At 40.0% G+C, this 13,469-nt stretch carries 16 protein-coding genes; 5 read left to right on the forward strand and 11 right to left on the reverse strand.

Translation table 11 applies throughout. The features are described 5' to 3' along the window. Nucleotides 1-35: 35 nt before the first annotated feature. The 3 genes from FTT99_RS02695 to def form a co-directional block, all read right to left on the reverse strand. Nucleotides 36-488 carry a hypothetical protein gene (locus tag FTT99_RS02695; RefSeq protein ID WP_180130129.1) on the reverse strand — a complete coding sequence of 151 codons (453 nt, stop codon included), beginning with the start codon at nt 486-488 and terminating at the stop codon, nt 36-38. 18 nt (nt 489-506) lie between these two features. Then, nucleotides 507-1,718 carry a GGDEF domain-containing protein gene (locus FTT99_RS02700; RefSeq protein ID WP_180130127.1) on the reverse strand — a complete coding sequence of 404 codons (1,212 nt, stop codon included), beginning with the start codon at nt 1,716-1,718 and terminating at the stop codon, nt 507-509. A gap of 192 nt (nt 1,719-1,910) precedes the next feature. Next, nucleotides 1,911-2,393, reverse strand: coding sequence for a peptide deformylase (gene def / locus FTT99_RS02705; protein ID WP_180130125.1), 483 nt, complete (start codon nt 2,391-2,393; stop codon nt 1,911-1,913). 378 nt (nt 2,394-2,771) lie between these two features. Between def and FTT99_RS02710 the strand changes: the two genes are divergently transcribed. Then, nucleotides 2,772-4,052 carry an MFS transporter gene (locus FTT99_RS02710; RefSeq protein WP_180130122.1) on the forward strand — a complete coding sequence of 427 codons (1,281 nt, stop codon included), beginning with the start codon at nt 2,772-2,774 and terminating at the stop codon, nt 4,050-4,052. A 51-nt stretch (nt 4,053-4,103) separates the two neighbouring features. On the opposite strand, the gene FTT99_RS02715 is transcribed toward FTT99_RS02710, so the two are convergent. From FTT99_RS02715 to pnuC, 4 genes are all read right to left on the reverse strand, one after another. Further along, nucleotides 4,104-4,601, reverse strand: a complete 498-nt coding sequence (locus tag FTT99_RS02715) for a DUF2505 family protein (protein ID WP_078192225.1) — start codon at nt 4,599-4,601, stop codon at nt 4,104-4,106. A 166-nt stretch (nt 4,602-4,767) separates the two neighbouring features. After that, complete coding sequence (locus FTT99_RS02720) at nt 4,768-5,061, reverse strand: hypothetical protein (protein WP_180093821.1); 294 nt, start codon at nt 5,059-5,061, stop codon at nt 4,768-4,770. A gap of 109 nt (nt 5,062-5,170) precedes the next feature. Then, nucleotides 5,171-5,470: a hypothetical protein gene (locus FTT99_RS02725; RefSeq protein ID WP_180130119.1), complete on the reverse strand. Its 300-nt coding sequence runs from the start codon at nt 5,468-5,470 to the stop codon at nt 5,171-5,173. Between the two features lie 263 nt (nt 5,471-5,733). Next, nucleotides 5,734-6,324 carry a nicotinamide riboside transporter PnuC gene (gene pnuC / locus FTT99_RS02730; RefSeq protein ID WP_180130117.1) on the reverse strand — a complete coding sequence of 197 codons (591 nt, stop codon included), beginning with the start codon at nt 6,322-6,324 and terminating at the stop codon, nt 5,734-5,736. A gap of 222 nt (nt 6,325-6,546) precedes the next feature. Between pnuC and FTT99_RS02735 the strand changes: the two genes are divergently transcribed. Genes FTT99_RS02735 through FTT99_RS02745 form a run of 3 tightly spaced genes read left to right on the forward strand, consistent with a single transcriptional unit; the run spans nt 6,547 to nt 8,892 of the window. Further along, nucleotides 6,547-7,332, forward strand: a complete 786-nt coding sequence (locus FTT99_RS02735) for a crotonase/enoyl-CoA hydratase family protein (RefSeq protein ID WP_180034485.1) — start codon at nt 6,547-6,549, stop codon at nt 7,330-7,332. 55 nt (nt 7,333-7,387) lie between these two features. Further along, entirely contained in the window at nt 7,388-8,278 is an 891-nt protein-coding gene (locus FTT99_RS02740) for an alpha/beta fold hydrolase (RefSeq protein WP_180130114.1), read from the forward strand. A 50-nt stretch (nt 8,279-8,328) separates the two neighbouring features. After that, on the forward strand, nt 8,329-8,892 hold the full coding sequence (locus FTT99_RS02745) for a TetR/AcrR family transcriptional regulator (protein ID WP_180130112.1): 564 nt from the start codon (nt 8,329-8,331) through the stop codon (nt 8,890-8,892). On the opposite strand, the gene FTT99_RS02750 is transcribed toward FTT99_RS02745, so the two are convergent. After that, nucleotides 8,874-9,362 carry a hypothetical protein gene (locus FTT99_RS02750; protein ID WP_180021233.1) on the reverse strand — a complete coding sequence of 163 codons (489 nt, stop codon included), beginning with the start codon at nt 9,360-9,362 and terminating at the stop codon, nt 8,874-8,876. The two genes, FTT99_RS02745 and FTT99_RS02750, sit on opposite strands and share 19 nt — an antisense overlap. A gap of 435 nt (nt 9,363-9,797) precedes the next feature. Between FTT99_RS02750 and FTT99_RS02755 the strand changes: the two genes are divergently transcribed. Further along, the gene (locus FTT99_RS02755; protein WP_180130109.1) at nt 9,798-10,244 is read left to right on the forward strand and encodes a GNAT family N-acetyltransferase; all 447 of its coding nucleotides are present in this window, start codon (nt 9,798-9,800) and stop codon (nt 10,242-10,244) included. A 143-nt stretch (nt 10,245-10,387) separates the two neighbouring features. Here FTT99_RS02755 and FTT99_RS02760 read toward each other — a convergent pair whose 3' ends face one another. From FTT99_RS02760 to FTT99_RS02770, 3 genes are all read right to left on the reverse strand, one after another. Next, nucleotides 10,388-12,244, reverse strand: a complete 1,857-nt coding sequence (locus tag FTT99_RS02760; RefSeq protein WP_373684795.1) for a diguanylate cyclase domain-containing protein — start codon at nt 12,242-12,244, stop codon at nt 10,388-10,390. Between the two features lie 127 nt (nt 12,245-12,371). Next, nucleotides 12,372-12,710 carry an FKBP-type peptidyl-prolyl cis-trans isomerase gene (locus FTT99_RS02765; RefSeq protein ID WP_180005310.1) on the reverse strand — a complete coding sequence of 113 codons (339 nt, stop codon included), beginning with the start codon at nt 12,708-12,710 and terminating at the stop codon, nt 12,372-12,374. An 80-nt stretch (nt 12,711-12,790) separates the two neighbouring features. Beyond that, entirely contained in the window at nt 12,791-13,414 is a 624-nt protein-coding gene (locus FTT99_RS02770) for an MgtC/SapB family protein (RefSeq protein ID WP_180005309.1), read from the reverse strand. Between the last annotated feature and the right edge of the window lie 55 nt (nt 13,415-13,469).

Below are 13,469 nucleotides of genomic sequence, written 5' to 3' on the forward strand. Positions count from 1 at the left end.
ATTTATAACAAATTGAGCTGCCTCTGTATAAGTCCTTATGGTGAAGCCGTGTTCTGAGCTAAAACCTGTATGTGCTGTATATTCAAATGGTGCATCATTTCTCGAATAAAAACGAAATAACTGAGTTGAATGATTGCCTGTTCACCAAAGAGATTTTGATAATATTCAGTGTGTTCAATCATTTCATTAAAGCCATGTTCTAAGCTTTGTCGTTCAATGCGGGTCGCATGTTCAAAAAAGGTCTGCGCCAATATATGCAGCATCGCATCATTCGACTGAGCATAGCGCTGCGTCTGATAATCGAGCTGTAATCGTTCTAAAATTTCTTCAATTTCATAGATCAAATATTCAATTGCCAAAGCATCGAAGCGCTGATGTCGAACACATTTTTGCACCAAAGCGACTAAGCCATGATCAAAATGAATATTCTGTTGCTCGGTCTGAAAGTCGAGCTGCGCTAATCCGAGCTGAAATTGTAATTGCTGCATAACTATCGTTTAAATTATTTAATCTTCTGCAAAGTTTAACTCACGAAAGCTACGCACTTGGTTACGACCTTGTTGCTTTGCCATATACAGCGCTTGATCGGCCATACGCGTGACCACAGCAGACGGTGTCCCCTCAATCGCAGTTGCTACACCGAAACTTGCACTAATCTTCAACATTTGATGGTTGGCTATCATAGTTTCAGCTTCAGAAATGGCCAATCGACAGCGTTCAGCGACCTCTATCGCCTGCTCTAAACTCTGATTTTTTAAAATTAAAATAAATTCTTCACCGCCATAACGTCCAACCACATCTTGTACACGAGTATTGTCATTTAAAATTTGAGCAACACGTTGTAAAACGGCATCTCCTGCATCATGTCCATATTGGTCATTGATCAGTTTAAAATGGTCGAGATCAAGTAAAACCACTGCAAATTCAGGCTGTGTCTGTTTGCTGAGTGTATCAAGTTCATGACTAACATAACGTCGGTTAAACACATTGGTCAGCCCATCGACACGGCTGAGGACTTCCATCTTTTGTTCACGGTGTCGCCACTGTAAAAGCAAAATCTGAAAAAATACTGCACTGACGATCAATATAGGTAAATACAACTCCGCCATACTCATCAGCCAAAAGGCATTGTCGTAAAACTCACTCTGTTTTAAAGCTGGGCTGAAAATCGGTGCATATTCTAGATGGTCAATCGAAGTTTGATAGCAAATGTAGCCAATAAACAGTGTGATCGGAAATGTAATACTGAGCATAATTGCAGGACGATAAAAAACCAAACCGACCATCAGCAGATTGACCGTCCCCGCCATAGTGGCAGGACTATAGATCCCGATCATATAGCCACCATAGATCATGCCGATCCCAAATAGGACGGGCGCAAAATAGCTAAAAAACAGTCTAAAATTTAAATATTTTTTGAAATAAAGACTGAGTACTGCCAATACGCCATAACTGAGTAGGACTATACAAGCGACGATAATCCTGAACTTGAGTTCACTCGGATTAAACCAAATCCGATTGGTCGAATAATAAAAATTCATGATGCACCACTTCAACACGCTAACTTGACTCAGCATGCCAAAGATGAGAAGTAAACGCCCTTTATCGTAGTCAGACCAATTGATGATGAGATAGTCTGACTCAAACAAAAGATGCTTCAATTTACGCCATTGTACGCCCCATTTCGTACAGACAGCATTGCCCCAATTTTTCCCCATTAATCTTCTTTTTTATTTTATTATTTCGCTAGTTATACAAGGTTTTAACTTCAAAAAGAAAGCCTATTTTCACAGTTAAAAGTGCAACCTTTGAAGCCTTTAAACTTCACTTACACCACTATTCAAATTACTTTTCCGCTATTTTTTTTAGCTCAATTGGTCACTTTTATCTTTTTGAAATAGTACAGTTTATTATTCTAAACGCTCGGTGAATAAGATCCCGTTCAGATGATCGACCTCATGTTGTACGATCCGTGCAGGAAAGCCATTCAGGGTTTTCTCTTTGACTTCACCTTGAAGGGTCAAATATCGCACGTGAATTTGCTCGGCTCTCGGGACTTGTCCTCGTGCATTCGGCACACTTAAGCAGCCTTCTTCACCCAAAACCGTGGTCGTAGATCGAGATGTAATCACTGGATTGACCATCACGATCGCCTCCATTTCAGGCGCATCGGGATAGCGTAAATTTGCACGTGAAGCCACGATAATCACCCGCTTTGAAACATAAATTTGCGGCGCGGCAATGCCTACGCCTTGACGCTCAAGCATAGTGGCATACAGTGTTTCACTTAGTGCAATTAACCATGCAGAACCTATTTCAGATGCTTGCACCTCTGCGGCAGTGTGCGTCAAAATTGCCTCACCACGCTGTGCAACAGCAGCAACATTACTCATGTTTTTATCCTTTTTAAGTCTAGCGGGCTGAAATCACTTTAAAAAAACAACCATGCAATATGCATTATTATCGGTTCTGAGTATAAAACAACAGCGTGCTATGGCTTTGAATCTTTTGTGGTTTATATAGAGCACAAAGTAAAATAGTAGATCATACTACCCTATGCCATTGATATTTATCATTTATACATCAAGGTACGCCATTATCTATTACCAATCATTCTTTAAGTTAATGCGACTTTATCTATATTATTTTGTTCTTAATTAATAATATTTTCATAACTATAAGTTTTTAATGAGACAACAAAGTTTGATTATTCAATAAAAAATTGAATCACTAAAATCGTCAAATGCTATTTGCTGCTGGAAAATATTTGCATGGAAGCTCAGCCACGCCTGACTCGTCAAGATAAACGCACCCTCGGACTGTCATCCCTCGGTGGCGCACTTGAGTTTTATGACTTTGTCATTTATGTGTTCTACGCCAAAATTATTTCGGAACTGTTTTTCCCCACTGGACTCAGTCCATTTTGGGCGATGCTGAATACCTACGGTATTTTTGCAGCCGGATATTTTTTCCGCCCATTGGGTGGTGTCGTAATGGCGCATTTTGGCGATTTGATTGGTCGTAAGCGTTTATTTAGTTTGTCTATTTTACTCATGGCTTTGCCTACGCTGATGATCGGTGTAATGCCAACTTTTGAAAGTATTGGCTATGCAGCACCACTTTTGCTCCTACTGATGCGTGTGATTCAAGGCATCGCGATTGGTGGTGAAATCCCTGCTGCATGGACTTTTGTTTCAGAGCATGTGCCTGAGCAAAAAATTGGTATCGCCAATGGTCTACTCACTGCCGGCTTATCTTTGGGTATCCTATTGGGCGCACTGATGTCATTGTTTATTTCATTACAATTTACAGAGTCAGAAATCCATGATTGGGCATGGCGGATTCCATTCATTCTAGGCGGAATCTTTGGCTTTGTTGCGCTCTATCTCCGCAGTTATTTAAAAGAAACGCCTGTATTTAAAGCCATGCAAGAAAAGAAACAATTGGCTAAAGAGCTTCCTGTGAAACAAGTGCTGCAACAGCACAAAACAGGCGTTGTGATTGGTATGCTGTTTACATGGTTCTTAACTGGCTGCGTTGTTGTGCTGATTTTAGCGATGCCAAATTTACTCACGGGCGCCTTTGGTTTTGAACGTGCCGATGCCTTTAAAATGCAAAGTGCCGCTATTGTGATGCAAATGGTCGGTTGTATCTTGGCAGGTCTTTTGGCAGATCGCTTCGGTGCGGGTAAAGTGATGCTATTCGGTTCCCTCCTTGTTGCGATAATTGCGGGAGTGTTCTATAACAGCTTGGGCCATGTGGCAGCATCGACCGTGTTTGCGCTCTATATGCTGCTCGGTTTGGCATCAGGCACGGTTGGTATGGTGTCTTATAGTATGGTGAAAATGTTCCCTGCACAGATTCGTTTCTCGGGCATTTCATTTTCATACAATTTGGCTTATGCCATCGCGGGTGGTATCACTTTGCCATTGGTTCAATGGTTGACTTTATACAGCAACATTGGCGCCATGTATTATATTTGGACTGTCTGTTTGGTGACCTTCTTTACTGCGATGCTCTATCGTCAACGTTTTGAAAAAACTTCGCACTAAAAATAAAAAAGCGGTCAATGACCGCTTTTTTTAACTTGCTTTCAAATCAATTCAGGCTTTTAAATTTTTACGCAATTCATCTTCTACAATTTCAATCTCAAGCTGACTAAAACGACGAATTTCACCTTCTGCATGTTTTTCAAGTAATCCACCAATCAGTGGAACTTTGACTTTCACCGTCCAGTCCAAATTGAAACTCACTTGTGTTGCATCACCACTGACACTTCGTTTACAACTGGCTTCGAGCGGTAGGTTCGGATCTAGTTTGACGTCAGAGGTTAATGCCGCCAAATTACTAATATCCGTACGTTTCAGACGAAACGCATCTTTTAAAAACTTCTTGGCAATATCTGGAATATTTACATCCAAGTTATAGGCACGTTTTAAGGTATACATATCACCTGTTTTTTTTGATTCTAAAATTTCTAGATTTTCACCCGGTATGCGTTTGCACACCGCTTCATGCAAGCTGATATCTGCGGCTAGTCGTTTAAAATCTTCAAGTGAAACGCCATGAATTGTGGCATTGACGGTAAATTGATGTGCCATTCTCGTAATCCTTCAGGTCAATATTGGTTTTATTGTTTTATTTCGCCCAGTCTACAGTTGCTAAAACTGTGCTTTGGATTAAATCGGAAAGCGCTGTCGCTGTCATTGACCTGAAACCAAGCTAGAAAAACAGAATTGCCATACTGCAACTCAGAGGGACTCTGCCTTAAAGGCTTTTTTGAAATATTTGCCCATGCTGATTTTTCAACTCGAGCTGAAATTCCCAGCCCGCATCAATTTTTAAATACATCCCTGCATAGGACAACTTTGCGTACCAATGACCAAAGTCGAGGCTAAAAATATCAAAGCTGGCTTGTTCAGGAAGCTGTTGCATTGGTTTTGCATGTATTAAAGCGCTAGGTTCAAAAGACTTGCAGTGCGAGCCATAATGATGAAACAGTTCAAAACATAGCTGATTAAAAATTTCAAATGTTGAATCTTTGGGATCAAGTTGCGTCATTGCTTTAATAGCTTCCCATATCTTTTCATTTCTTCTTGCGCTTATTTTTATATTTCTATAACAAATCTTTGTGGTACTGCTTTTATAAATCTCAGTTTAATTTAAGTTGTTAATTTAACAGCATGCTATGCACTACACCATCCCGATCACGGTGTACCAATTTGATCGGTTGTGAATAATCGATCAAGATGCTTTGGTGTTTATAACTGATCTGGATGCCGTATTCATCTGCACCATCATCCAAACCGCTGATGCTACATTGCGTCCCTTGTGGAAATGCCTTGAGCCATTCAGCGTTATACACATCTGCTATTTGCTCAAACTGAAAAAAGCTCGCCTTTTGCTGCAGTAGAACCGTAGCTTGTCGGTCAAAACGCAGTTGCTGCCCAAGTTGAAAATCGATAATCATGACTCTGCACGCTCTTTACATATTCATCGGGATCGGATCATCGGCTATTAAAATCAAGCTTCGCAGACACCCAATTTTGCTTATAAATTCACAGAGGATTTTATGACATGTCTTAGACTCAAATGAACACAGCCACATTTCTTAAGGCATAAAAAAGGCACTTCTCATCGGGGTGAAGCCCGATTATGAAATGCCCTTTATGGTTACAAAGTAAATATATTTTTATAAATTGTCAAATTGGGAATGAAAAAAACATCTGTGGGCTAAGTGGATAAAGCTTTCATCGCCTGTTGCTGCTGTTTATTTTTGACTTGTGTCCATTGCCACCAACCAAATGCCGCCAAGCCCACAAAACCAGCATACAACGCCGCAGTGAGATACAGGTCTTTGTATATAAACATACCCACATAGATTATATCGACAAATACCCAAAGCACCCAAGTAGCAATATGTTTCCGGCTGGTCCAATACGTTGCGAGTAAGCTAAACGCGGCCAATTGTGCATCCAAAATTGGCACGGCTGCATCGGTAAAATAGTGCAAACTTAAACCAAAAATCAAACCGCCCACCGCTGCTAAGAGCATTTGAAAGATCACGAGTTTGGTCGCAATCGGTTCAATACGAATGTCGTGGTCTTGTTGTTTGCCCTTCAACCAATGATAAAAACCGTAGAAGTTCACCACCACAAAGAAAAACTGCAAAATGGTTTCGCCATAAAGTTTGTAGGTATAAAACAGGTAGGCATACAGCAAAAAAGCGGCAAAGTTAAACCACCAACACCACATATTTCGCTTAATGGTTAAAGTCACCCCTATTAAGCTAATAATGACTGCAAAAATTTCTAAGTTTGACATGGTTGATTGGGCCTTAAAAAAGCTGCAGCTATTATGGAAAAAATCAGCCCAAAGGCAAGCTATATCCTGCACTATTTCATATCAACTCTGTAATTTTTAAATAAAACCACTCATCCAACTTACTTTGATTTTGATGTTTTGAACGCATCAGTTTTGACAGTTTTCTAACAATCGTTTAAAAACTTAGATATGCCTAAAGAATAATCAGAAGGAATCATCCAAATGTCAGAACAACAAGGTCGTGTAAGTCGAGAAATTCGTGGTCATCTTTATTTAATCGGTTTGGACCGTGCAGATAAACGAAATGCGTTTGACAGTCATTTAATTCATGACCTTTCACTGGCGCTCACTGAATATGAAGATGATCCAAATTTACGCTGTGCGGTAATTTTTGCTCATGGCGATCATTTTACTGCGGGTCTAGATCTGGTCGAACTACAACCCAAACTTGGCAGCGGGCTGTTTAATTTTCCTGATCAGCAAATTAATCCGTGGGGAACCAACTCACGACAACGAAAAAAACCAGTTGTGGTCGCGGTACAAGGGTTCTGTTTTACAGCGGGTATTGAACTCATGCTGAATGCCGATATCGTGATCGCACAGCGTCACACGGAGTTTGCTCAAATGGAAGTGCAACGTGGCATTCTTCCCTTTGGTGGCGCAACAGTTCGCTTTGTGCAAGCAGCGGGTTGGAATAAAGCCATGCGCTATTTACTCACAGGTGAACGTTTCAATGCGCAAACGGCATATGACATGAACTTGGTGACTGAAATCACTGACCAAGCACCCTTATCTCGTGCCATTGAACTTGCGGAACAAATTGCGCAGGCCGCACCACTAGCGGTTCAGGCAACACTCGCTGCAGCACAGCAAGGTGTGCATTTGGGAGCCGATGCTGCATTTGCTCAATTAGATCAGCTTTTACAACTATTACTAAAAACACAAGATGTACAAGAAGGTGTGATGGCCATGCTACAACGTCGTGCAGCCAATTTTCAGGGCAAATAAGCCTATGGATAAATCGAATAAACCTTTAACGCCCTGCAACATCAAGAGAAAAATTATGCCAACGGATTTAGAACAAACAACGCAAGAAATACACAGTACACCCGTGAGTTTCCCAGCAACCGATGGTTATACACTTTCAGGTGTTGAATATCGGCCTAATTCTGCCGTTAAAGCCAATATTATTATTTCAAGTGCGACAGGTGTACCTCAACAATTTTACCGTCGTTTTGCCGAATACGCCGCTGGACTCGGTTATCAAGTATTAACTTTTGATTATCGTGGTATTGGACGTTCTGCTCCTCCAAAACTCAAAGGCTTTAAAATGTCCTACCTCGACTGGGGACGTTATGACCTTTCTGGTGCCATAGCTTATATGCAACAACACTGCTTGCAAACTTTTCTAGTGGGACACTCTTATGGCGGTCAAGCACTAGGCCTTACCTCAAATCATGATCAGATACGTGCCATGTATTGTTTTGGCACTGGCGCAGGTTGGCATGGCTATATGCCCTTTAAAGAAAAAATGAAGGTTCATGTGATGTGGAATATCGTTTTTCCACCGATGGTTGCTGTCAAAGGGTATTTGCCTTGGAGCAAACTCAATATGGGCGCTGACCTTCCTGTCGATGTCTATAAACAATGGCGTCGTTGGTGTAAAAACCCAACCTATTTCTTTGCCGACCCTGAGCTGAGTGAGCTGTCTCAACAATATGCTGCAGTTCAAACGCCGATCTATGCGGTCGCTGCACTTGATGATGATTGGGCATTACCCAATTCACGACATGCTTTTATGCAACATTATGCGCAAGCATCAATGCACTATATCAATATTGAAGCGCAAGATTATGGTCTAAAACAGATTGGTCATATGGGTTATTTCCGCAAAGGTGCTGAACTCTTATGGCAGGAAGTGATTGGACGGTTTAACGAGCTATTAGTCGCCTAGACCAATTTACTTCATACATAGCACATTGAATTATTCGGATAGAGAGATACATGCGTCCACGGAAAAACACCTCTGAACATCTATTGTTACAGTCAGCACACGCCTTTAAACGCTATGGCTATATGGGCTGCAGCATGGGGAAATTGGCTGAAGCCTGTGGACTCTCAAAAGCTGCGTTTTATTATGACTATCCGAATAAAGACGCTTTACTGATGGAAATTTTAAACCTGACACACGTGAAGTTAAAGCACAGTATTTTTCAGCAATTACAGCAATCCACTGCATCACCTCAACAAACTTACCCGCACATCCATCAACTGGCCATCCAGTTTTTTAGCCAAGGTGGATTAGGTTGTTTAGTCGGGATATTAAGTATGGAGCGGCAACATTTGCCAACTGAGATTTTTGCAAAATTACAATCCATCTTTCACGAGTGGCAACTCGCCTTTGAAGTGTTTTTTAAGCGATGCATGACCATCGAACACGCCACGCAACTTGCCAAAGTCAGCTTGGCGGATTATGAAGGCGCAATTTTAATGGCTCGAATGAGCGATGATTTGAGTTATCTCGATTTAGTCCGAGACCGCATTTTGCTTCAACTTGCAGAGTCTTGATAGCGATATTCAATTTTATGTTCTTCGCCAAAACGGTCGACATGTGTATAAAACTCGCCGTATCGGCCTAAATAATACTCGAGCGATTGATTGTAAAAACTCCAATAAATCGACCATTCATTCAAATCTAATTGGCGTATTTGAGTTTTACAATTGACTGGCATGCGACGTAAAAAAACTTCTTGTAACTGTTCGGCTGCCTGTAGCGAATCTAATTTGTATTGTTGTTGAAAGAAAATTTCCGCAATATCATCAAAAAGTTGCTGTTCATATTCATCAACTTCAATGACTTGATCGACTTGGCGTATAGCATCATCATTTGATGCTAGAGAGATACTGTTCGATTTTTTTGGTGCTTGGTAACGCATATATTTTTGACGATATTTTTCTGTTTTTATCATTTTTTTGACCACGATTCCTGCTGCAGACAACGCAATCAGAATACATATCACAATGAGAAAATTAACCATAATAACAACCTACTGCCGATGACGCGCATGCACATCTTGAATCATCGAATATTTTTATGGACTAATATAACGCACAATAACGTTTAAAATTCATACAAAATTATTTTAAAGCTGAAATCTTGCCTATTTTCTTTGCTAATTTATTTCAAACTATTACACCTGCTGAAATTATTAAGTGTGTATACATTTCTAAAATATCTATTATTACTTTAAAAACAGTATAGTTAGATGCATTTATGTGGTTATTTATCCGTATTTAACGATTAATTTATAAATATACATTTGTAAATTTTGCAACAATTTTGAAATAAAAACCCAACCCAACGGCGCAATGGCTGCAAAAAAACATAAAACGCAACAAGAAGCCTCTTTAAGCACAGGGCGATATCTTCTGAAATGGCAGGCTGTTGGAGTTTTTTATAAAAAGAAAAAATTATGATACGCGAAGCACAAATTCAGGATATACCCGAAATTATTCACGTGATTCACAACAGCATTCGTTCATGTATCCAGGACCATCAACGTAATGAAAGTGTGATTCAAACTTGGCTTGAGGAGGCAAATCAATCAAATATCTTAATGTGGATGCTTTACAACGATAGTTGGGTCTACGTCAGTGACAATCGAGTGGTCGGCTTTATTTTAGTCAGTGATCAGGGACAAATTCTACTGAACTATATCTGCCCTGAACGTCAGTACCAAGGCATTGGTAAGGCATTATTGTTAAACATGATGCACTGCGTCCGAAAAAAGAATATTACCGAGATCAGTCTAGAAAGTACTCATACAGCACTCGCCTTTTACCAAAAATATGGCTTTGTCGCACATCAGGATTTTGAGCCTGCCGATGTTCCGCTCAAATTGGTCAAACAGCTCTATTAGTAGAGAGGCAAACCTCATAAAAAGATAGATTTTCAAATAGGATGATTATGATAGGTGAGTTTAAAAAGAGATCAATCTAAATAAGTATTGGCAAAGGATACTAGCGATAGCACCGCAAAGTTTTCGCCGTTTACAACGGAGTATCAAGGCTTAAGTTGATCGCGTCCTGCCTGTTTAGCCATATATAAATAATGGTCTGCATGCTTCATTAAGGCTTCGATACTGTCGAAGTCATTTTGCTTATCCATCCATGCCATGCCCAAACTCAGTGTGACGTAATTTTTGTCATCCCCCCGATTAACATGTTCAAGTTGTTCATTACGCATGGCTTCGAGTACCAATTGCAATTGTTCTTGGGCAATCGCATACGGAACATCATGCATCAATATGGCAAACTCTTCTCCCCCATAGCGAGCCACATAGGCTGAACTTGGCAGGGTATTTTGCATGGTTTTCACGATCTGCTGTAACACCTCATCGCCTTTGAGATGTCCATAGTGGTCATTATAATTTTTAAAATAATCGACATCTAACATGGCAAAGACCAATGTTCGATGACTATGAAAACGGACTTCTGAATATAAACGTTGAATTTCTGCATTCAAAGCACGACGATTGAATGCCCCCGTTAAGGCATCAATACGAATTTGTAGCTCTAATTTTTTATTCAGCTCATGGAGCTGTAAGGTGCGCTCTTTGACTTTCTGATCGAGTGAACTGTTTAGCTCAAGCAGACTATTATTTAACTGCTCGGTATGCATCGACTGCTGTGCATAATGGTGCGATTGCTGAAACATGATCAACAAGGCATACAAACTGGTTGAAATGAACGATAAATTGACGGAATCAATCAAATTCATCATCAGCAAAAAGTCGTTTAAAAAAGTAATGCACAGGAAAATAACCGCGATTAAATTTAATTTTGAATACGGCTCTTTCTTTTTCAGTGTTAGGTAAAAACCATAAGCAAAATTACTTAGAACAACGATCACATAGGCAAAACTGTAAGTTGCCAAAGGTTGAAAAATTTCAGGCGTCGAAACAAAAGTCACTGAAATATTCAACGACAACAGCAACATCGCGATCTGATAATTTAAGGTAAATAAATAGCGACGACTGAGCAAGTGGATATAACTTAAAAAGAAAATCGATGCCAAATAGGTAAATAAGTATTCTAATCGCGTGCCCCACAACCAATTAATATCGGTAAAAGTTGTATAGGCATAAGGTGCTGAAAATAAATTATGGAGTGCTAAAAAGACAATAAATAAGCCAAACACCAAATTACTTCGGCTATTGCGACCGCGTAAACCTCGGAAAACAGAAAATAGGATCGTAAATAGTCCCACACCCAAAACGGCGCCCGACACCATTCCAATACTCATCATTTGTCGTTGGAACTGGCGGTTTACCGTCTTGGCAATACCAATGCGCATTGGGTTTTCAAAACCGCCATGCATACTGTTAAAACTCGAAGCTTGAATGGTTAAGGTGAAATATTCATCTTGAGCGACGAAATAGGCAATTCGCGGCGCATTTTCCGTTTTTTGTTCTGCTTCAGTTTGTCCCACTTCACCCAAACGGACGATCACATCACCATTTAAAAATACCCGATACGCACCGTACTGATTTGGAATCAATATTGCGATACGACGGCCAATAAATTGTTTGGGGATTTGGAAATGTCCAGTAAATGTCCCAAAACCCTTACTGTCCCCTGTGATGTCTTTAAATGAAGCAGGCAGATAGACCGTTTGACCGACCAGAACTGAACTTGGAGACGTTAAAAATTGATTTGGATAAAACAACCATTTGCCTTGCAATAGGCTACTGGTATCTTCTGTGAAGTAGATTTGGTTAACTTCGTTTTGATGCTTTAAATAAAATGATTTAGGCGCAGTTTCATACTGTGCTTGAACAGTCGATACAGTAAATGCCAGTGTAAAAATAATAAAGGTAAAAACCCAGAACAATCTGGTACAAGGCAACTGTAAATACAATGGCTTTGATTCCTGCGTTTATACTCGAGTAATTATTCTAATCTACGGTAAAAGACAAAAATAACAACATCTATTTTATCCAATTGATCAATAACGTCCATGTCATTGATCTAAAACTATTGATCTATTAATCGCGAGTTTTTACGTCATACAATTCAATCTCAAAAATAAGATTTGAATTGGCAGGAATTACATTACCCATTTTACGCTCACCATAAGCCAAATGTGATGGTACGATTAACTTACGTTTACCACCGACTTTCATCCCCATGATGCCCTGATCCCAACCTTTAATTACACGGCCTGTACCAATCACCGTTTCAAAATAATTACCACGATCCAATGATGAATCAAATTTAGTACCATCTTCTAACCAACCAGTATAGTGAGTTGTAATCAAAGCACCTTTAACCGCCTCTTTACCTTCGCCTACCACTAAGTCAATAATTTCTAATTCTTTGCTCATGCTCTCAACCTCAAATGCCGCAATCAAAATAAAACCCTATTATAAACAGGATTACTTTGGATGCCGTAGTAAATACGCTGTTAAAAATTGAGCTCCAGAATATCCTGATCATTCATTAGATCTTGAGTTAATTTTCTATGGTTTGTCGCAGAGCCAATTAAGATCCAACGCCCACTGATTTTATGTTCAGTTTTATGTCGCACACTACGAACCACTTGCATTTGATAGGTTTTAAACAGCTCTTCATAGTCATCCAGCGTTTGTTGTCGAAAGTGACAAACGATACGATAACTCCGTGCTTGGTTTTTCGCTTCAATCCACGCTTGAATATAAATCAAAACAATTAAAACGATCAGCACAATCACCGTACCAATCAAGCTCAGCATGACATAGCCCGCTCCCGCAGCCATGCCTAAGGCAGCGGTCATCCAAATGGTAGTTGCTGTGGTAATGCCTGAAATTCGATTTTCATCTTTAAAAATTACCCCCGCACCCAAAAAGCCGAGGCCAGTCAAAATATTGGCCGCAATTCGATCATGACTATCAACGCCGATACGTAACGATAAGATAGTAAATAAACATGAACTTAAACTGACCATAATCATGGTGCGCAGACCTGCCGACTTACTTCGGTACTCACGTTCCGCACCAATGACAGCGCCAATCATAAGCGCCACAAATAACAAATAAAAATCAGGGTACATCGGCTGCTCCCCATCTTTAAAATTTTCTCATTGTTTGTAGATATACCGAATTTTA

It is taken from the genome of Acinetobacter sp. YH12040, assembly GCF_013420005.1.
GTDB classification, from domain to species: Bacteria; Pseudomonadota; Gammaproteobacteria; order Pseudomonadales; family Moraxellaceae; genus Acinetobacter; species Acinetobacter amyesii.

Excerpts from the sequence above, each read along its gene's own strand:
- FTT99_RS02695 (WP_180130129.1), bottom strand. The coding sequence starts at position 488 with ATGCAGCAATTACAATTTCAGCTCGGATTAGCGCAGCTCGACTTTCAG.
- FTT99_RS02700 (WP_180130127.1), bottom strand. The coding sequence starts at position 1,718 with ATGGGGAAAAATTGGGGCAATGCTGTCTGTACGAAATGGGGCGTACAA.
- def (WP_180130125.1), bottom strand. The coding sequence starts at position 2,393 with ATGAGTAATGTTGCTGCTGTTGCACAGCGTGGTGAGGCAATTTTGACG.
- FTT99_RS02710 (WP_180130122.1), top strand. The coding sequence starts at position 2,772 with ATGGAAGCTCAGCCACGCCTGACTCGTCAAGATAAACGCACCCTCGGA.
- FTT99_RS02715 (WP_078192225.1), bottom strand. The coding sequence starts at position 4,601 with ATGGCACATCAATTTACCGTCAATGCCACAATTCATGGCGTTTCACTT.
- FTT99_RS02720 (WP_180093821.1), bottom strand. The coding sequence starts at position 5,061 with ATGACGCAACTTGATCCCAAAGATTCAACATTTGAAATTTTTAATCAG.
- FTT99_RS02725 (WP_180130119.1), bottom strand. The coding sequence starts at position 5,470 with ATGATTATCGATTTTCAACTTGGGCAGCAACTGCGTTTTGACCGACAA.
- pnuC (WP_180130117.1), bottom strand. The coding sequence starts at position 6,324 with ATGTCAAACTTAGAAATTTTTGCAGTCATTATTAGCTTAATAGGGGTG.
- FTT99_RS02735 (WP_180034485.1), top strand. The coding sequence starts at position 6,547 with ATGTCAGAACAACAAGGTCGTGTAAGTCGAGAAATTCGTGGTCATCTT.
- FTT99_RS02740 (WP_180130114.1), top strand. The coding sequence starts at position 7,388 with ATGCCAACGGATTTAGAACAAACAACGCAAGAAATACACAGTACACCC.
- FTT99_RS02745 (WP_180130112.1), top strand. The coding sequence starts at position 8,329 with ATGCGTCCACGGAAAAACACCTCTGAACATCTATTGTTACAGTCAGCA.
- FTT99_RS02750 (WP_180021233.1), bottom strand. The coding sequence starts at position 9,362 with ATGGTTAATTTTCTCATTGTGATATGTATTCTGATTGCGTTGTCTGCA.
- FTT99_RS02755 (WP_180130109.1), top strand. The coding sequence starts at position 9,798 with ATGATACGCGAAGCACAAATTCAGGATATACCCGAAATTATTCACGTG.
- FTT99_RS02765 (WP_180005310.1), bottom strand. The coding sequence starts at position 12,710 with ATGAGCAAAGAATTAGAAATTATTGACTTAGTGGTAGGCGAAGGTAAA.
- FTT99_RS02770 (WP_180005309.1), bottom strand. The coding sequence starts at position 13,414 with ATGTACCCTGATTTTTATTTGTTATTTGTGGCGCTTATGATTGGCGCT.